General features: G+C 69.8%; 21 protein-coding genes, 2 tRNA genes and 1 pseudogene. 17 read left to right on the top strand and 7 right to left on the bottom strand.

All coding sequences use genetic code 11. From position 1 onward, the window contains the following. Positions 1–238 precede the first annotated feature (238 nt). Entirely contained in the window at positions 239–937 is a 699-nt protein-coding gene (locus ACFPZI_RS22660) for a DUF5324 family protein (protein ID WP_381365896.1), read from the top strand. Positions 938–1207: 270 nt separating this feature from the next. On the opposite strand, the gene ACFPZI_RS22665 is transcribed toward ACFPZI_RS22660, so the two are convergent. Next, positions 1208–1280: transfer RNA gene (locus ACFPZI_RS22665), tRNA-Ala, on the bottom strand. A gap of 182 nt (positions 1281–1462) precedes the next feature. Here ACFPZI_RS22665 and ACFPZI_RS22670 point away from each other — a divergent pair. Further along, positions 1463–2011, top strand: coding sequence for a helix-turn-helix domain-containing protein (locus ACFPZI_RS22670; RefSeq protein ID WP_381365899.1), 549 nt, complete (start codon positions 1463–1465; stop codon positions 2009–2011). 169 nt (positions 2012–2180) lie between these two features. After that, entirely contained in the window at positions 2181–3887 is a 1707-nt protein-coding gene (locus ACFPZI_RS22675) for a serine/threonine-protein kinase (protein ID WP_381365902.1), read from the top strand. A 58-nt stretch (positions 3888–3945) separates the two neighbouring features. Here the strand turns inward: ACFPZI_RS22675 and ACFPZI_RS22680 are convergent, their stop codons facing one another. Next, positions 3946–5232, bottom strand: a complete 1287-nt coding sequence (locus ACFPZI_RS22680) for a hypothetical protein (RefSeq protein ID WP_381365905.1) — start codon at positions 5230–5232, stop codon at positions 3946–3948. Between the two features lie 225 nt (positions 5233–5457). After that, the gene (locus ACFPZI_RS22685; protein ID WP_003999697.1) at positions 5458–5586 is read right to left on the bottom strand and encodes a DLW-39 family protein; all 129 of its coding nucleotides are present in this window, start codon (positions 5584–5586) and stop codon (positions 5458–5460) included. A 337-nt stretch (positions 5587–5923) separates the two neighbouring features. On the opposite strand from ACFPZI_RS22685, the gene ACFPZI_RS22690 reads away from it, so the two are divergent. Further along, the gene (locus ACFPZI_RS22690) at positions 5924–6307 is read left to right on the top strand and encodes a DUF6344 domain-containing protein (protein WP_381365908.1); all 384 of its coding nucleotides are present in this window, start codon (positions 5924–5926) and stop codon (positions 6305–6307) included. Between the two features lie 867 nt (positions 6308–7174). Further along, complete coding sequence (locus ACFPZI_RS22695) at positions 7175–7606, top strand: DUF7144 family membrane protein (RefSeq protein WP_381365911.1); 432 nt, start codon at positions 7175–7177, stop codon at positions 7604–7606. A gap of 486 nt (positions 7607–8092) precedes the next feature. On the opposite strand, the gene ACFPZI_RS22700 is transcribed toward ACFPZI_RS22695, so the two are convergent. Both ACFPZI_RS22700 and ACFPZI_RS22705 read right to left on the bottom strand, forming a co-directional pair. Beyond that, the gene (locus ACFPZI_RS22700; protein WP_381365914.1) at positions 8093–8758 is read right to left on the bottom strand and encodes a YdcF family protein; all 666 of its coding nucleotides are present in this window, start codon (positions 8756–8758) and stop codon (positions 8093–8095) included. Next, positions 8755–9549 (bottom strand): GntR family transcriptional regulator, encoded by a 795-nt coding sequence (locus tag ACFPZI_RS22705; RefSeq protein WP_381213603.1) that lies wholly within the window; start codon positions 9547–9549, stop codon positions 8755–8757. The genes ACFPZI_RS22700 and ACFPZI_RS22705 overlap by 4 nt, the downstream gene beginning before the upstream one ends. A 158-nt stretch (positions 9550–9707) precedes the next feature. On the opposite strand from ACFPZI_RS22705, the gene ACFPZI_RS22710 reads away from it, so the two are divergent. The 12 genes and pseudogenes from ACFPZI_RS22710 to ACFPZI_RS22765 all read left to right on the top strand — a co-directional run bounded on the left by ACFPZI_RS22710 (position 9708) and on the right by ACFPZI_RS22765 (position 16294). After that, on the top strand, positions 9708–10037 hold the full coding sequence (locus tag ACFPZI_RS22710; RefSeq protein ID WP_381365919.1) for an SCO3933 family regulatory protein: 330 nt from the start codon (positions 9708–9710) through the stop codon (positions 10035–10037). A gap of 2 nt (positions 10038–10039) precedes the next feature. Continuing rightward, positions 10040–11380, top strand: coding sequence for an FtsK/SpoIIIE domain-containing protein (locus ACFPZI_RS22715; RefSeq protein ID WP_381365922.1), 1341 nt, complete (start codon positions 10040–10042; stop codon positions 11378–11380). A gap of 76 nt (positions 11381–11456) precedes the next feature. Then, positions 11457–12119, top strand: a complete 663-nt coding sequence (locus tag ACFPZI_RS22720; protein WP_381213595.1) for a DUF2637 domain-containing protein — start codon at positions 11457–11459, stop codon at positions 12117–12119. A gap of 20 nt (positions 12120–12139) precedes the next feature. Beyond that, complete coding sequence (locus ACFPZI_RS22725; protein WP_381213592.1) at positions 12140–12319, top strand: hypothetical protein; 180 nt, start codon at positions 12140–12142, stop codon at positions 12317–12319. A gap of 3 nt (positions 12320–12322) precedes the next feature. Beyond that, positions 12323–12511: a mobile element transfer protein gene (locus ACFPZI_RS22730; RefSeq protein ID WP_381213590.1), complete on the top strand. Its 189-nt coding sequence runs from the start codon at positions 12323–12325 to the stop codon at positions 12509–12511. 14 nt (positions 12512–12525) lie between these two features. Beyond that, the gene (locus ACFPZI_RS22735; protein WP_109376597.1) at positions 12526–12681 is read left to right on the top strand and encodes a hypothetical protein; all 156 of its coding nucleotides are present in this window, start codon (positions 12526–12528) and stop codon (positions 12679–12681) included. Positions 12682–12702: 21 nt separating this feature from the next. Then, positions 12703–13037 (top strand): annotated as a pseudogene (locus tag ACFPZI_RS22740) (SpdD-like protein). A 1-nt stretch (position 13038) separates the two neighbouring features. Beyond that, positions 13039–13275 carry a hypothetical protein gene (locus tag ACFPZI_RS22745; RefSeq protein ID WP_381365927.1) on the top strand — a complete coding sequence of 79 codons (237 nt, stop codon included), beginning with the start codon at positions 13039–13041 and terminating at the stop codon, positions 13273–13275. A gap of 95 nt (positions 13276–13370) precedes the next feature. After that, positions 13371–13556: a hypothetical protein gene (locus tag ACFPZI_RS22750; protein WP_381366370.1), complete on the top strand. Its 186-nt coding sequence runs from the start codon at positions 13371–13373 to the stop codon at positions 13554–13556. Positions 13557–13560: 4 nt separating this feature from the next. Continuing rightward, entirely contained in the window at positions 13561–14952 is a 1392-nt protein-coding gene (gene repSA, locus ACFPZI_RS22755; protein WP_381365930.1) for a replication initiator protein RepSA, read from the top strand. Continuing rightward, a complete protein-coding gene (locus tag ACFPZI_RS22760; RefSeq protein ID WP_381213579.1) occupies positions 14949–15137 on the top strand; it encodes a helix-turn-helix domain-containing protein in 189 nt (62 codons plus the stop codon). Before repSA ends, ACFPZI_RS22760 begins: the two co-directional genes overlap by 4 nt. Further along, positions 15137–16294 carry a tyrosine-type recombinase/integrase gene (locus ACFPZI_RS22765; RefSeq protein WP_381365933.1) on the top strand — a complete coding sequence of 386 codons (1158 nt, stop codon included), beginning with the start codon at positions 15137–15139 and terminating at the stop codon, positions 16292–16294. Before ACFPZI_RS22760 ends, ACFPZI_RS22765 begins: the two co-directional genes overlap by 1 nt. A gap of 55 nt (positions 16295–16349) precedes the next feature. Here ACFPZI_RS22765 and ACFPZI_RS22770 read toward each other — a convergent pair. Both ACFPZI_RS22770 and ACFPZI_RS22775 read right to left on the bottom strand, forming a co-directional pair. Then, positions 16350–16426, bottom strand: a tRNA-Ile gene (locus ACFPZI_RS22770). Between the two features lie 121 nt (positions 16427–16547). Then, positions 16548–17294, bottom strand: a complete 747-nt coding sequence (locus tag ACFPZI_RS22775; RefSeq protein WP_381365936.1) for a DUF3566 domain-containing protein — start codon at positions 17292–17294, stop codon at positions 16548–16550. Positions 17295–17311 lie beyond the last annotated feature (17 nt).

The following is a 17311-nucleotide window of genomic DNA, read 5'->3' on the forward strand; positions in this document are numbered from 1 at the left end:
AACAGGGCCGAACAGCTTGCGGAAACCGGGTGAGTGCCGCCGCGACAGGGGCACTCGGCAACGATCCGTGGCATTGTCGACGACTAGCTCCTGTTCCCCCGTATTCATCCGCTATTGCACTCGATCAATGCCATCGGCACCCATATGCCCGCCCACACATGCCCAGCGCCGACGCGGGAGGCATGATCCGTAAAAGGGTGGACAGTCGAAAAACGTACGCCACCGAGGAGGAGGAACCGTGACCCGCATCGAAAGCGTGCGCGCCGCGACTGATTCGGCAAAGGGCAGCGTGCTGCACGCCGCGGACGTGGTGGCGCCCTACGCCGACACAGCCAAGGTGAAGGCCGCGCACTACGCGCAGGAGACACGCGTACGGCTGGCGCCCAAGGTGACACAGGCCGCAGGGCATGCCCTCGTCCAGTACGGCACCCATGTCCAGCCGTACCTGGAGCAGGCCCGCACCCATGTGCCGCCGAAGGTCGATCTGGCCGCCCATGAGGCCGCCGCCCGCACCCGCAAGGCCGCCCAGCAGGCGGCGGACTACTCCCGGCCGAGGCTCGAGCAGGCCAGGGCCGCCGCCGGCCCGGCGAAGGACGAGGCGGCGGCGCGCAGCGCGGCGGTGCTGGCCGCCCTGCGCGGTCAGGTATCGGCCCAGCAGATCCAGAAGCTGGTCCGCAAGCAGCAGCGGCGCGCGAAGGCCGGCCGTGCCGCGAAGGTGATCGTCGTCCTGGGTGCCGTTGCCGGCGGCGCCTTCGCCGCCTGGAAGTGGTGGGACAAGCAGGCCAACCCGGACTGGCTGGTGGAGCCGCCGCCCGCGACCGATGTCCGGGAGTCCGGCGCGCTGACGTCGGTGGACGGCAGCCGCGGGGCCACACTCGACCCCGAGGTCCGGGCGAAGGAGGCCGAGGAAGAGGCCAAGCGCGACGAACAGCCGTAGGCCTGTCCGCGCGCGGCGGCACGCCCGCCTGCGGTATCAACAGCCCGGTGGGGCAGGAGAGTTCAGCGTCTCCTGCCCCACCGGGCTGTTTCACGTGAAACAGGTCCCGGGGAGCGGCGAACGGGAGCCGGGCGGCGGGAAGCCGGGAATCTAGGAAGCCGGGCCAGAGGAAGCCGGGGCCGGAGGCCGGGAAGCAGGGGCCGGGAAGCGGAGGCCGACGGACAAAAACCCCTCCCACCTACGTTTCCGCAGGTGGGAGGGGTTCCCTTGTGGAGCCTAGGGGAGTCGAACCCCTGACATCTGCCATGCAAAGACAGCGCTCTACCAACTGAGCTAAGGCCCCGTGGACAAAGCGTCCACCAGGAAGAAGGACATCCGGGTGGGCGCCGGAACCAGAGTACCGGGTCACCCGGGGGGTTCCGCAAAAAGGATTGGGGGTCCCCGTGACCGACCACTCTCCGTAAGATGCTCGGCGTGGTTCGCTACAGCGAAGCACGGTTCTTGGGGAAGCGATGGGGAGACGCAATGGACGCCGCACAGCAGGAAGCCACCGCAAGAGCGCGGGAACTGCAGCGGAACTGGTACGGGGAGCCACTGGGGGCGCTCTTTCGTAAGCTCATAGACGATCTCGGCCTCAACCAGGCTCGTCTCGCGGGGGTACTGGGACTGTCCGCTCCGATGCTGTCGCAGCTGATGAGCGGCCAGCGGGCGAAGATCGGCAACCCCGCGGTGGTCCAGCGGGTACAGCTGCTGCAGGACCTGGCGGGACAGGTCGCGGACGGAAGCGTCAGCGCGGCCGAGGCGACCGAGCGCATGGAGGAGATCAAGAAGTCGCAGGGCGGCTCGGTACTCAGTAACACCACGCAGACGACAAGCGGTTCGGGGGCGCCCACGGTCAAGCGGGTGGTGCGCGAGATCCAGTCGCTGCTGCGCTCGGTGGCGGCCGCCGGTGACATCATCGACGCCGCCGACGTCCTCGCCCCGACCCACCCCGAACTGGCAGAGTTCCTCCGGGTCTACGGCGCCGGCCGCACCTCCGACGCGGTCACGCACTACCAGTCCCACCAGAGCTGAGGCCCCGGCCGCCGGAGGGGGTCCGGCGGCCGGAAACACGGGAGGGGCAGCCGGGGGAGTCGAACCGCTCGTCACGGGGGAAGCAGTCGAGGGGAAGCAGTCGGCGTGAGACAGAAAGGGTAGGGCAGGGCCAGGCACGGCACCGCTGGGGGAGGAGCGACGCACAGCCATGGGTGAGGTCTTTGCCGGCCGGTACGAACTGGCCGACCCGATCGGGCGCGGAGGTGTCGGTGCCGTCTGGCGTGCCTGGGACCACCGTCGCCGCCGCTACGCGGCCGCCAAGGTCCTGCTGCAGAGCGACGCCCACTCCCTGCTCCGTTTCGTGCGCGAGCAGGCCCTGCGGATCGACCACCCCCATGTGCTCGCCCCGACCAGCTGGGCCGCCGACGACGACAAGGTCCTGTTCACCATGGACCTGGTCGCCGGCGGTTCACTGGTCCACCTCATCGGCGACTACGGCCCCCTGCCGCCGGTGTTCGTCGGCACCCTGCTCGACCAGCTCCTGGCGGGACTCACCGCGGTGCACACGGAAGGTGTCGTCCACCGCGACATCAAGCCCGCCAACATCCTCTTGGAGGCCACCGGCACGGGCACGCCACGGCTGCGGCTGTCCGACTTCGGCATCGCCATGCGGCTCGGAGAGCCCCGCCTGACCGAGACCGACCTGGTGGTGGGCACGCCCGGCTACCTCGCGCCGGAGCAGATAATGGGCTCCGAACCGGATTTCCCCGCAGACCTGTTCGCCGTGGGCCTGGTCGCGCTGTATCTGCTGGAGGGCGCCAAACCGGACGCCAAGGCCCTCATCCAGTACTTCGATGAGTACGGGACGCCCGGGGCTCCCCAGGGCGTCCCCGAGCCGCTGTGGCAGGTCGTGGCGACACTCCTGCAGCCGGACCCCCAGGCGCGGTTCCGTACGGCCACGGGGGCGCGCAAGGCCCTGGCGGCCGCCAGGGAGCTGCTCCCGGAACCCGGCCCCGACGACGAAGTGATCGAGATCTTCGACCAACTCGGCCCGCTTCCCCCGGGCTTCGGCCACGACGGCCCGCTGAAGGCAGCCCCGGGCGTGCGCTCGGGCCGGGGCCGTCCCGGAGCGGAGGGTCGCCATCCGGAACGCGAGGAGACGGGCCGCCCGGGGGACGCCCGACCGGGAGACCTCGGACCGGCGGGTGCCGGACCAGCGGGTGCCGGACCGGCAAGCCCGGTGCTTCAGCCCTTCGGCGGAGGCGACAGCACTCCGGCGTCACCCGGTTCATCCTCCCTGGGCAGCGGTACCACTTCCACCGACCCGCGCCAGGGCATCGCCCCGGCACCACATTCCGCCCCCCACACCACCCGGACACCCGCCTCCGGCCCCGGCACCGTCCCTCCTCCGGCACCGTCCCTCCCGCCGCAGCCGTCCTCCATGTCGGACACCGGCAGCTTCCACCTGCCACCGCCCCAGGCCGCGGTCACGCCCTCCCCCGCGTACGCTCCGCCGCGTCACGCCCACACGCCACCGGCGCAGCCACAGGCGCCGTTACCGGCACAGCCTCAGGCACCGGGGTGGCCCCAGCCGTCGTACAACGCGCAGCCGCAGGTCACCCACGCCGGCCACGTGTCCCACGTATCCCCTCACGACCCCACCCACCCACTGCACTCCCCCCTGCCCCAGCCGTCCACGCATCCCCGCCCCGTGTCGCACCGCGCCGATCCCTCCACGGCCGAATACACCGCCGGGGTCCCTGAGCCCCCGTCTCAAGGCAGGGCAGGTCCCCGGCACGGAGCGGGCAGCCGACGCCGTCGCCGCCCCGGCCCTCCCGCGCGGGTGGTCGTCCCTCTCCTGCTCCTGGCCCTGGCCTGCTACGCCGTGGGGTTCTGGGCGCTCACCCGAATCTGAAGCCCCTGCCGCCCTGCGGACTGCCGCCCCAGGGACTGCCTCCTTAGGGACTGCCTCCTTAGGGCCTGTCCGGGGAGACGGTTCTCCGCCGAGCCGCCACGGTCCACACCCCGAGGCCCACCAGCAGTGCGCTGCCGGTGCCGATACCGCCCACCGCGAGCGCCGTCATCGCGGTGTCGTCGTTCGCTGCCCGACCCGCCGCCTGCCCGTCCGCCACTGCCTCGTGGTCCTGCTCACCGGCCGCGAAGACACCCGACGGCACGGGCTCCCCCGCGTACCCTGGCCCGTCCTGTGCCGTCCCGCTCACGCCTACCCGCAGCGTCAGCGGGACGGGCCCGTCGCCGAAGTCGTCCGTGACCTTCTCCGCGAGGTGCGCGACGAGGTAGTACGAGCCTGCGAAACGCATCGCCGCGACCTGGCTGTTGGGTGCATGGCGATTGGCGTACGCGACGGAGGGCAGCGGGGAGAGGCTGCCCGACTTCTGCCTGCCGTCGTAGCCGATGCCCACGTCCGCGACATGTCCGCGTACGGGGTTGTAGAGGTCCAGGTCCAGGGCGGCGGGAACGAATCCGGTACCGCCCGAGCTCGAACTGCCCAGTTCGGCGGTGGCGTTGAACTGCCGGCCCCAGCCGACCGGAACCTTGTAGAAGAGCGTTTGGCCGGGCCGGATGTCGTCCCGCCAGACTCCCTCACCGAGAGGGGTGGCCTCGGTGAAACCGGCGCCGCCGGCACGCCGTCGGGCTTCCCCGGCGACGGGCTCGGGCGAGGCGGAGTTCCACGCGTCCGGCGCGGTCGTCGCTCCGGACTGCGCCGACCGCGGTTCCGACACGGTGGTGAGCTCCAGCTCCCAGGCGTCGGGGGAGGCGCCCTTCCCGTCCGGATCCGCGCGTTCGACGGTCACGTAGTACGTAGCGGCGTCCTTGCAGAGGGACCGCCTGGGAGAGATCTCGCGAGCGGCCCACGCGGCGACCGGGTGCGGGCTGGCGGCAGCGCCGAAGGTCGCCGTGTCCACGTCGCAGGAGCGGCCGTCACCGTCCTGCACGGACACCTTGACGCCGTCGATGACAGCGGCGCTGCCGCCGCCCGGCGGGACGGCGGTGGCGGCGACATAGACGTTCGAGGTGTCGTCGAGTTCCAGGCGGTAGTGGACCGGGCCGCTCGCCGGAAGGGTGCTCCGGTAGGTGCGGCCGGTCTCCAGCCGTACGGCGTCCGCGGTGCTCAGGGCTCCTTCGACCCGCGGCGCACCCTCGTCGAAGGCATACGTCCCAAAAGCCCCTGCGGCGGCCGCCTCCTGCCCCGCGGGCAGGCCCGGCACGCCCATCAGCAGCACCGCCGCGAGCGTCACCACTCCCGCGCGTCCGGCAGCCGAGGCCCGGCCGCTCCTACCTGCCCGTGCACGCCGTCCCCACGCAGTACACCACCGTGCCCTCACGCGCCACTCCTCGTCGTCGCCGGACGCCGCACCGTGACCATCCTGCCCCGCGGACAAGGTCCGTCGGCAAGGCCCCACCACACACAAAACCCCGACCGCGAGCGCGGCCGGGGTCTGTTCAGCGTCGTATGTCGGTACTCACGAACCCGTGGGCACGGAGTCAGTCGCCTCCGTCCACAGATCCTGCTCGGCGCGATCCGCCTGGATCTGGCGGTACACGAGGAGCCCGCCGATGGCGGCCAGTGCGACCAGGAGAAGCTTCTTCACCGCGCGACCTCGTCTTTCTTGACGTAGGGGACCTCTGGCGCCCGACTATACACACCGGCCGAGACCGATCAGTGACCTGCGTCGGCCCGTCAACTCCCCTCCCGAACTGCGCAGTAGAAGCAGGGAACATCGGCCGGACCGGAGGGTGAGCACTCCCGCACGTTCGGTGATTTCGGCCACCTCCCTCCACGATCTTCCGCTTTTCGCCCCTCTTGCGCCCATCCGGGTGGTGTTCATCTGAACATCGACGCGCCACGTACAGAGGTCCACCACTTCGCGGCCCGCATACACATCATGAGGAAAGTACGCAAATCGCCCGACCCGAAAGTGAGGGGCCATGGCCCGGAACAAGGTCATGAAGCTGTGGACCGCCATCATCACCGCCTTCCTCGCGCTGTGCACGGCGCTCGGATTCGTCACCACGACCGCCTCCGCGGCCGTACCCCGGACCGATACGACGCGCAACAGCAAGAGCGCCCCGGACGCGACGGCGCCGGCGACGTCCATCCGGCCCTGGTCCCGTGCGAGGGCCCTGCCCCCCACGATGAAACAGCGCATCCGCGCGGAGGCCCACGGCGCATCCCCCAGCTGCCGCCACCGCCCACTCGCGAACCCGGCCCCGGCCCCAGTCCTTGATCCGGCCGCCTCCACACCCTGCTCCGACGACGACACCCCGCCCCCGGCGGAACCCCTCAGGGGCCGCCTCCCGCTCCAGCGCTGAGCCCCGGATCCCCACAGCACCCCTCCCGTGCCGTTCCGGCTCCCCCGAAGTCCCGGCGAACTCGCGTACAGCCCCAACGGCACGCGAAAAACAGCCCGGCAGCTCGAACACGAGCAGCCGGGCTTCCCCATGCCCACAACCACAACCACAACCACACCCACACCCACACCCACACCCACACCCACACCCACACCCACCGGATCATCAGGGCTCAAGGGTCCAGCACACTCATCGATCCCCTGCCACAGCGGCGAAGGATGCGAAGGAAAGTATCCAAGCCACGCCCCACGACGGGACGGGACGGGACGGGACGATGGGAATGATTCCAGGCGGAACAGGGCCACCACGACCACATCGGCCACGACCACCGCCACGCCGCCCGATGCCGGCCACAGACGCCCCACCCCCACCACCGGATGAGCCCCTCCGGCCACACCGCACACCGCACCGGACACAGAAGCCCCGGAGACACCGAAAACCCCCGGCCACATTGACCGGGGGTCTCGCAATGATGTGGGGCTAACAGGATTTGAACCTGTGGCCTCATCCTTATCAGGTCGATCACGTCGGATGGGCGTACTGCGTCAAGCGCCCTCTGGTTTGGATAGCTGGTCCGCTGAGGTTCAGTCCTGACCGCCGCCGTTCGCCCCTGTTGGTGTCAGCTACTGGTGTCGGGGTTGGTGTCAGCTACTGGTGTCGGGCGCCAGTAGCCGAAGGTCACCGGCCAGTGCGGCAGGAGTCCACGGCCCCTCATGGCGGGTTGCAGTCGCGGTGCCGAGGGATCGCGGTGATCCTGTCAGGGAAGCGTGGCTGGCGTCGCATGGGCGTTGTGCGTCGGTGAGCGCGCTGTACAGGAAGGTGACGGCTATGGCAGCGATGCCGAACGAGACACGAAGAGGGCACGGGGGGCCGGACAGCAGCGAAAAGCTCAGCGGCGCGTCCCTGTTCGCCGGGGCCGTGATGATGCTCAGCGGGCCCCTCAGCATTCTCATGGGGGCGTCCGGCATCGCAGGGGACAACTTGTTCGCCGCTTCCCAGTACGCCTATCGGTTCGACCTAACCGCTTGGGGCTGGATTCACATCGTGGTCGGACTGGCACTCGTCATTGCCGGCATGGGGGTCGTGACAAACAAGAGCTGGGGTCGCGGGGCTGGTGCAGTGGCGGCAGGGATCAGCCTGATCACCCAGTTCATGTTCGTTCCGTACTACCCGCTGTGGGCCATCCCCATGATGGCACTTGACCTTCTGATCATCTTTGCGCTGACGAGGTTCCACGTCGGAACCAACGGCGGTTGGTGACACACCTCAGCCCACCACTCTCCCCAGCTCCCATCCCGTCCGCCGTCGACCCACACACCGTGGAGCGGGCGTGGTTCCTGGCGTCCAGGTGGAGCGCGCCACTGTACGAACGACCTGGACGCCAGGGGCCGCGTCTGCTCGGCTCTGCCTGGGTCGGCGGTGGACGGGATGGGAGCTCCCGCGCACGCCACTACGGGCCCGCGGTCGGGAACGGCGCCCCCTCCATCCCGGTGCCGGCCGATCCCCCGCCGGAGGCATTGTCTTGACCGCTGGCCGTTCTCTGTGGTGATCGCCTCATGGCTTCCGGCCCTGTCCACATGTGGGCGCGCGTAGGCGCAGCGCGGGCGGAGCGGGCCGGAGGCAGGAGCGGCGCCCGCAGCGGAGCCGGGAGCGCGCCCGGCGGAGCGGAGCGCAGCCGGGGCTTGATGAGGTAGAGAAACCTGTAACAACTGGCTCGGCGTCCGTGGGATCTCGTGCCTTCGAGCGTCAAGCGGAGGGCGTGCCCGTAGTGAGGAGTCGGCTCGTGAAGCCGCTCTGGCACAGTCGCTCGTATGCCTCGATGACGTCGCCCGGTACCGGCTGGCTGACCATGAACCCCTGCGCCGGATAGATCATCAGCCGCTGAAGCGCGCCCACCAGCATGTCGATCACCAAACGAGCGTCACCGATGGAGTCGACGTACTCGTCCAACGTCATCGGAGTGGAAGCGCTCACGATCTCGACGTCGGGCCAGAGCTTGCGGGCTGTGGCGTACGCTCGCCGCTCCTCGTACGGCTTGCTGATCAGGAGGACAGAGGACACGTCGACGCCGGCCTCTTCCAACAGGTCCCGGGAGAAGCGGATGTTCTCACCTGTGTTGCGGGCGCGGGGTTCAACAAGCACAGCCGAGCTGGGAACGCCGAGCTCAAGGGCCCGCTCCTGGTAGTGGACGGCTTCGCCCCGCGGCATGCGGTCCCGCGTCGTAGGACTGGTGGCGCCGGTGAACACGAGCAGTGGAGCCATGCCGCGCCTGTACAGGTCTACCGCCGTGTCGGCGACCCCCAGATCGTGGCTGCCGAGACCGATGGCGACCGAGCACGGCCGAAGCGAGTGGCCCATCTGGTGGTACTCCCACAGGCGCCGCGTGTCTGCCCAATCCTGCGTCGAGATCACTGCTGACCTTCCCTGTCCTTCGCCGAGTCCGGCACCTTGAAGTCGTACTCCCAGGCAAAGCGTGAAGCCGCGTGTACCCCGATGGCGAACTCCACCACTGTGCCTGACGCCGTATAGGTGGTCCGGTGCAGCTCCACAACCGGTTCGCCCGGTGGCAGTTGAAGCAGCTTCACTTCATCCGGCGTGGGAGCACGGGCATAGAGTTCTTCCTTCATGTGATCGATCTCGTAACCCGCGTCGTACAGCACGCGAAATCCTCCGCCCCGGCCGGCTGGTCCTGGTGTGGGGTCCACCAGGCGCGTGCCTTCCACGTGTTCGGGACGGTAGTAGCTGGTCAGCGTGTGCGTAGGCTGCTCACCTTCCTTCACCAGCCGCGCGCGTGCGTAGACCTCGGCACCCACCGGCAAGTCATGCGCGGCGGCCACCTCTGCCGGCGCTTCAACAAGGCTGATCGTCTGGGTCTGCTCGTTGCGGCGATACCCGCGCCCGGAGGCCACCCTGTCCGCGATGAACGCCACCTCGTCGCCATCCCGCCACTTGGCTTTGTCGTAACGGGCGATGCCGAGTCGTTTGAGCGGTACTTGCTGTCGCACGACCGTGCCGTGCCCCCGTGACGAGGTGACCAGGCCCTCGGCTTCCAGTGCCTTGTATGCGGCATGGACGGTGGACTTTGAACCCTCGCCGGCCTCGACAAGCTCTCTGATGTGCGGCAACTGCTGGCCCGGTGCGTAGTCACCCCTCTTGATCTGCTCAGCCAGCCTGTCAGCCAGTTCTCGCCACTTGGGCGCCATCTCGAACCCCTCTCTACGGGCCCCAGTCAAACACAGTCCCAGGACTGTTGGCAGTCCCAGGACTGCGATGCAATATCTCTCTCAGGCGCCCGCAGTCCTAGGACAGCGGGCTCCGGGAGCCTTCTTTGGGCTGCCCGACGTCCACGCAGGGAGAAGTCATGCCGTCCTTCAAGATCGATCTTTCGTCCGCCATCGTGTTCGTGGCGACTGCCCCGGTGCCGAAACTGGTCAACCAGAAGACCGGAGAGCGGGCCGTCGACCGGGAGACCGGTGCGGGTCTGTCGACCGTGGGCCTGCTCGTCTCGGACGAGGGCGAGGGCAACCTCTACCAGGTCACCATCCCGGAGACCGGTTTCCCCGAGGGCCTGGCGCCGGGCATGCCGGTGCGGGTGGTCGGGCTCAAGGCCCGTGACTGGGAGAACGAGTTCAACGGCCAGAAGCGGCACGGCATCTCGTTCCGCGCGGTCGCGATCACTGCGGCGGCCTGATCATGGCTGACCTGACGATGTGGCTGGAGGCCACGGGAGCCATGGCGGGTGCCGGCGGGATCGGTTACGCGAAGGTACGCGCCCCGCGCGTGTACTGGTCGCTGGTCGGGATGCCGGTCACCTGGGGCCGCTTCGTCTTCTCCTACCGGTCGACGATGGACGTGTGCGGTCTGACGGTGCAGCCGTCCGGCCTGCGGGCGTTCATGACCCGCAACGTCGCCCGCCGCGAGGTGCAGCCGGTGCCCCCGAAGATCCGCCGCATCCGGCCCACCTCGACCGGTCTGCGGGCCACGCTGCGGCTCCCGGCCGGTCTGGAGCCCGCCGACGTGGCCGCCTCCTCCGAGCGACTGCGCCACGCCTGGGGGGTGCACTCGGTGACCGTGGTGGAGACCCGGCCCGGCTTCGTCGAACTGCGCATGACCGGCTACGACGTGCTGCGCCGGGTGCGTATGCCGCGCAACGCCGCACCGCGTGACCTGGTGGTGCCGGTGGCGCTGCGGGAGGACGGGACCGCCTTCGAGCGGGATTACCGCAAGGCCCCCATGGCGCTCACGTTGGGCGCGAACCACTCGGGCAAGTCGATGTATCAGCGCAACCTGATCAAGGGTCTGGCGCAACTGCCGGTGGCGCTGGTCGGCATCGACTGCAAGCGCGGGGTGGAACAATCCGCGTTCGCTGCCCGGCTGTCGGCGCTGGTCACCACCCCCGACACTGCCGCCTCGCTGCTGGCCGTCCTGGTGGCGGAGATGGAAGACCGCTTCGACCTGCTCAGCCGGCACGGCGTCTCCGACGTGTGGGAGCTGCCCGAGCACCTGCGCCCGGTGCCGGTCGTCGTCCTGGTCGACGAGGTGGCGGAACTGTTCCTGATCTCCTCGAAGAGGGACGAGGAACGCCGCGAGCGGATCGTGACCGCGTTGATCCGGCTGGCGCAGATGGCCCGTGCGGTCGGCATCTACCTGGAGATCTGCGGGCAGCGCTTCGGCTCCGACCTGGGCAAGGGCGCCACCATGCTCCGTGCCCAGCTCACCGGCCGTGTCGTGCACCGGGTCAACGACAAGCAGACCGCCGAAATGGGCCTGGCCGACGTGGCCCCGGACGCGGTCACCGCCGCCGGCCTGATCCCAATGGAACGCCCCGGGACCGCGGTCGCGGTGGACCCTGCGGGCGGCTGGTCGAAGATCCGCACCCCGCATACCTCCCGCGCGGAAGTGGTGGCGGCCTGCCGGGAGTTCGCCCACCTGGTCCCGGACTTCCCCGCCCTCGACCCGTTCCGCCCCAACGTGCCCACCGAGGCGCCGACGGCCGTTCCCTCGCTGGTCAAGCCCCGCCCGGTCACCGACTGACCGCCGGGACCGGGCGGTGGCTGGATACCGCTGACCGCCCGTCCCCGGCCCAACCCCCCTCGAAGGGAGGTGCCCCATGCTCCGCTCGATCCGCATCGACGCCGTGCTCGTCCAAGCCGTCATCGCCGGCGCGCTGTCCTTCGCCCACCTGCACGACCTGGCCGAAGCCGCCGGACAGACCGGCTGGAAAGCCTGGGCCTATCCGGTCTCCGTCGACCTGCTCCTGGTCGCCGCCTGGAGCCGACTGCGCACGGCCCGCCGGGACCGCTCGGCCTGGACCTGGTTCGTGATCGCCCTGTTCGCCTCCCTCGGCGCGAACATCGCGACCGCCGGGCTCCTCGACCTGCACCACGTGCCCGACTGGCTGCGCATCCTCGTCGCCGGCTGGCCCGCCCTGGCCTTCCTCGGCGGAACCCTGCTGGTCCACACCCCCGCCGCCAAGCCGACTCCCACGCAGCCCGTGGACGACGCACCGGCAACACCGCCGGAAGTCGACGTGACCCGCACCGACACCCCCGAGCCGGTTCCGGCACCCGCCGCACCGGAACTGACCCCGGCGCCGCCTCAGCCCACTGAGATGCCCACGGTCCCGGTCGCGTTGCTGGACCACGCCCGGAAGATCGCCGACGCACATCAGGCGTCCACCGGCACCCCGATGCCCGCCGACACACTCTCGGCCCGGCTCGGCCTGCCCGCACCGATGACCAACGCGATCGCCGCCCAACTCCAGCTCACCTGACCTGCGAAGGAGAACCACCCATGCGCCCATCGATCGAATCCGCATTACGACAGTCCGCGGAACTCACCCGGAACAACCAGTTGGTCAAGGCCGTGGAGGTCGCCGAAGCCGCCATCAGCCGGGCCGACGGCTACGAGCACGCCGAGATCCAGCAGTGGCTCACCGACCACACCGACGACTTCGTCGGACGGGAGGACTGACCCATGAGCGTGTACCGCCGCTTCCGCAACCGCATCCGCATCGGCCCCGTACAGGTCGCCACCTACTACGACGGCCGGGGCCGTGAGATGCACACCGCCGCCTGCACCGCCCCGCGCTGCGGCTTCTCCGCCGACTACCACGACCGCTCCGCCGCCGAACTCGCCGCCCGCACCCACCGCTGCAAGGCATAGGAGGACACCGCGCCATGGACGTTCCCCTCTGGCTCGCCCTGATCGTCGTCGGCTGGCTCGGCGTCAAGCTCATCCGCCCGCCCTGGTGGCTGATCGCCGTGCTTCTCCTCGGCGGCTACCTCCTCGCCGACAGCCTGCTCGCCCCGGTCATCGACACCGCCGTCAAGTAACCCGTGAAAGGAGAACCGCCCGTGCTCCGGCCCAAGCCCCCGACCATGCCCCAGCCCACCGGCCTGGTCACCCCGCCCACCGTCATCCAGCCGACCACCATCACCCCCGGCACTCCGACCCCGCCCCCGGCACTCCGACCCCGCCGCCGGCCCCGATCGCCCCGGTCCCGGCCCGGCCCACGGTCCAGCTCACGCCCGGTACCGCGCTCGCCCTCGTCGGCGGCGGCACCGCCGTCGTCCTGGTCGTCGGCGCGGTCCTGGTCTCCATGCTCCTCGCCATCGCCGTCACCGCCACCTCGGTCGCCGTCTGCGCCGTCGTCCTGCGCTCGCTGCTCAACGCCGAAAGGAAGCACTGACATGGGCCTCTTCAGCCGCAAGAACACCAACGCGCCGGCCAACCCGGAGATGACGGAACTGGGCCGCGAGTACGCCATCGCCAAGCGCCACGGCGACCGCAAGGCCGTGGGCCGGATCACCCGGCAGATCGGCACCTCCGGCATGAGCCAGGACGACCGGGACGCCTTCGAGCAGGGCCGCCGGGCCTACGACGCCATCCCGCCCGTCCCCGGGTTCCGCCGCAACCGCCGCCGCTGAACGGCCCCCGGAGCGGCCTCGGTCGCCAAACTTCCGCCGCTCCGGGCGCCTGCACCCCCATCCAGATCCAACGGACCCGAAAGGGAGATCTCATGATGCCCCAGCGCACCCGGACCACGCGCGTCTGCCGCGACTGCGATGGCTTCCCCATCGTCGCCATCACCACCGGCACCCGCCACGCCGACGGCACCCGCACCACCCTCCGCATCGCCTGCCCGACCTGCCAGGGCACCGGCCACACCGCCGCCCCCGCCATCGGCCTCGTCCGGTTCGGGAAGTGACCGAGTGACCGACACCGCCACTGCGGCGGGCCTGGACCCGGCCACCCTCGCCGATGTGCTGAGGCTGGCCGGGTCCACTGGCTTCGACCGCATACAGGAGCAGATCCGCCGCACCGGTGGCTGCACCGACCCGATCCACCTGATGGGCTCGACCGTCACCCGCGATGCCGCCACCGGGCAGGTGCTGCACTCCTACTCGACCGACACCGAGCCCGGCGGACGCCTCCGCCTCGCCTGCGGCAACCGCCGGGCCTCCCGCTGCCCGGCCTGCGCTTGGACGTATGCGGGCGACACCTACCACCTCATCCGCGCCGGCCTCGTCGGCGACCCCGACAAGGGCACCCCGCACACCATCCGCGACCACCCGCGCGTCTTCGCCACCCTCACCGCCCCCTCGTTCGGCCCGGTCCACAACCGGCCCGGCAACCGGCCCTGCCGCTGCGGCACCCATCACACGGAGGACGCCCAGGAGCTGGGCACCCCGCTCGACCCCGACACCTACGACTACGCGGGCGCCGTGCTGTGGAACAACCACGCCTCCGAGCTGTGGCGCTACTTCACGATCTACCTCCGCCGCGAGATCGCAAAGCGGGCCGGGCTCACCCAGAAGGCAGCGCGCGAAGCCTCCCGCGTCTCCTTCGGCAAGGTCGCGGAGTACCAAAAGCGCGGGGCCGTGCACTTCCACGCCGTGATCCGCTTCGACGGACCCGACGGGCCCGACGACCCGCCGCCGGCCTGGGCCACCCTCGATCTCCTCACCGATGCCATCCACGCAGCCGCCGCCCGCGCCGAAGTCGACGTACCCGCCGCCGGGGAGCTCCCGGCCCGCACCCTGCGCTGGGGCACACAGCTCGACGTACGCCCGATCCGGGCCTTCGGCGACGGCGAAGAGATCAGCGAACAGGCGGTCGCCTCCTACGTCGCCAAGTACGCCACCAAAGCCGCCGAAACCACGGGCACCGTCGACCGCCGCATCGGCAACAAGGAAGCCCTGATCCTGCTCGGCGTACCCGACCACCCCCGCCGGCTGATCGAGGCATGCCTGGACCTGCACGCGCTCTACCCGGACCGCAAGCTCCGCGACTGGGCCCACATGCTCGGCTTCCGCGGCCACTTCTCCACCAAGTCGCGCAGCTACTCCACCACCCTCGGTGCCCTGCGCCAGACCCGCGCCGACTACCGCGCGGCCCAGCAACGCGCAGCCCTGGGCCTGCCCGACCCCGACGACACGGAGGCAACCACCCTGACCCTCGCCCACTGGACCTACGCCGGCCACGGCCACACCCCCGGCGAATCCTGGCTCGCCACCACCATCCGCCGCGACATCCAACTCAACCGCGAAACCGCCCGCGAGGAACTACCCGCCCTGCTCGACCTGGAAGGAGCCGCCACATGACCACCGCCGCCCCCGAACTGCTGACCGTGCCCGAGGTCATGGCGCGGCTCAAGGTAGGCCGTACCAAGGTCTACGACCTGATCCGCACGCATCGCCTCGTCTCCATCAAGGTCGACGGGTGCCGTCGCATCCCGGATCACGCGGTCCGCGACTTCATCACCGGGCAGATCGGAGAGGCTGCCTGATGGCGAAGCGACGGCCCAACGGCGGTGGCACGATCACCAAGCGGTCCGACGGTCGCTACCAGGGCGCCGCGTACGTGACCGACACGGACGGCAACCGGGTCCGCAAGTACGTGTACGGCCGGACCTGGGACGAAGCGAACGAGAAGCTCGGCAAGCTCCAGGACCAGGAGCGCAACGGCGTCCCCGTGCCGTCCCGGTCCTGGACGCTCGGCGAGTGGCTGTCCTACTGGCTCGAGCACATCGTCGCTCCGGAGCGCGAGCACAACACGTACGTCAAGTACGAGTCCAAGGTTCGCCTCTACCTGCTGCCGCACCTCAGGAAGAAACCACTGGTCAAGCTCACTCCGGCACAGATCCGCGTCTTCATGGCCGCGCTGAGGCGTGAGAAGGTCGGCGCCTCCGCCCGCTTCGAGGTGCTGCGCGTTCTCCGCAACGCCCTCAACCGGGCGATCCGCGAGGAGCTGGTGACGCGTAACGTCGCGCTCCTGGTCGACATGCCCAAGGTCACCAAGGACAAGGTCAAGGCGTGGAACGCGCGGGAAGCGATCGCCTTCCTTCGCTCGGTCCGTGCCCACCGGCTCTACGCGGCCTGCGTCCTCGTCCTGGTCCTCGGCCTGCGGCGGAGCGAGGTGCTCGGGCTTCGCTGGCAGGACATCGACTTCGAGGCCGGCCAGTTCACCCCGGTCAAGCAGGTGCAGCGGGTCAAAGGCGTGGGCCTGGTCCTCAAGGACCTCAAGACGGAGTCCTCACAGGCGGTGCTCCCGCTTCCGGAGTTCTGCGCCCGTGCCCTGGAGGAGCGCCGGGAGCTGCAAGAGCTGGAACGGAAGATCGCCGGTGAGCACTGGTCGCAGGAGCCGGACCGTGACCTGATCTTCTCGTCCGAGCACGGCGGCATGATCGACCCGGTGGGCTTCTCCCGTACCTTCGATCGGCTGGTCAAGCGGGCCGGTGTCCGTCGCATCACGGTCCGCCTCGCCCGGCACACCTGCGGGACCCTGCTGGCCTTCCTGAAGGTGCATCCCAAGGTGGCTCAGGCGATTCTCCGGCACAGCCAGATCAGCATGACCATGGACGTGTACACGCACGTGGTCGGCGACAGTGAGCGGGAAGCGGTCGGCATGCTCGCCGAGCTTCTGGAAGACCCGCTCATCGGCTGATGTCACCCGTGGATGTCAAAGACCCCCAGTCTTGATCGACTGGGGGTCTTTTGGCTGGTGGGGCTAACAGGATTTGAACCTGTGGCCTCATCCTTATCAGGGATGCGCTCTAACCAACTGAGCTATAGCCCCGCCGCGCTCTGCGGTGTATGTCCCGCGCGCTGACTCCTGAAGATTAGCGCACGACCGGGGCAGTCCCAAAATCGGTTGTTGGGGGGCCGTCGGAGCGGACCGGGAAAGCACTGAGCGCCGCTCACTCGTCCTCGGCCAGCGTCAGCTCGACGCCGCCCACGAAGCCCGCGGAGAGGTTGTAGATGAACGCGCCGAGGGTCGCCAGGGCCGTCGCCAGAACGACGTCGATGACCGCGATGATCGTCGTGAACAGCAGCACGTTGGGTAGCGACAAGAACGACTGGAGGTCGAAGCCGTTCGACTCGTTGGAGCCGGTCGCCTCGGAGATCGTGCCGCCGACGGTGGAGAAGACACCCATCGCGTCCATGACCATCCACAGCACCGCGGAGGCGACGATCGTGCAGACGCCCAGGGCGATGGAGAGCAGGAAGCTGACCTTCATCACCGACCAGGGGTCGGCCTTGGCCACCCGCAGGCGCGCCTTGCGCACGCGCGGTGTGGTGCGCGCCCCGGTGCGCGGACGGCGCACCGTGCCGGCCTGGCCCCCTGCCGTACCGTCCTGCGCGGTGTAGGCCTGCGGCGGGTGGTACGGCCCCGCCTGCTGCTGCGGCTGCCGTTCCCCCGGCAGCGGTGAGGCCGCGTGAGCAGCGGCGCCCTGTCCGGGCGCGCTCTGCTGCTGACCTCGGGTGTCCGTCACAGTCCCCCCCTGGGATCCATGTCTGTCGGACGAAGGCGAGTCCTTGCCGGGCGACTTGATCGCTTTCAGGTTGGTCGTGTGCGGATCTGTCGCCCGCGCGGCAGAGCCACGGCCACCGCCGTCCGTGCCCGTACTGGTACCGGTCGGTCCGGCGCCCGTGGCTCCACTCACGCTGACTCACTCCTCGT

The organism is Streptomyces chlorus (genome assembly GCF_042655885.1).
Classification (GTDB): Bacteria; Actinomycetota; Actinomycetes; order Streptomycetales; family Streptomycetaceae; genus Streptomyces; species Streptomyces chlorus.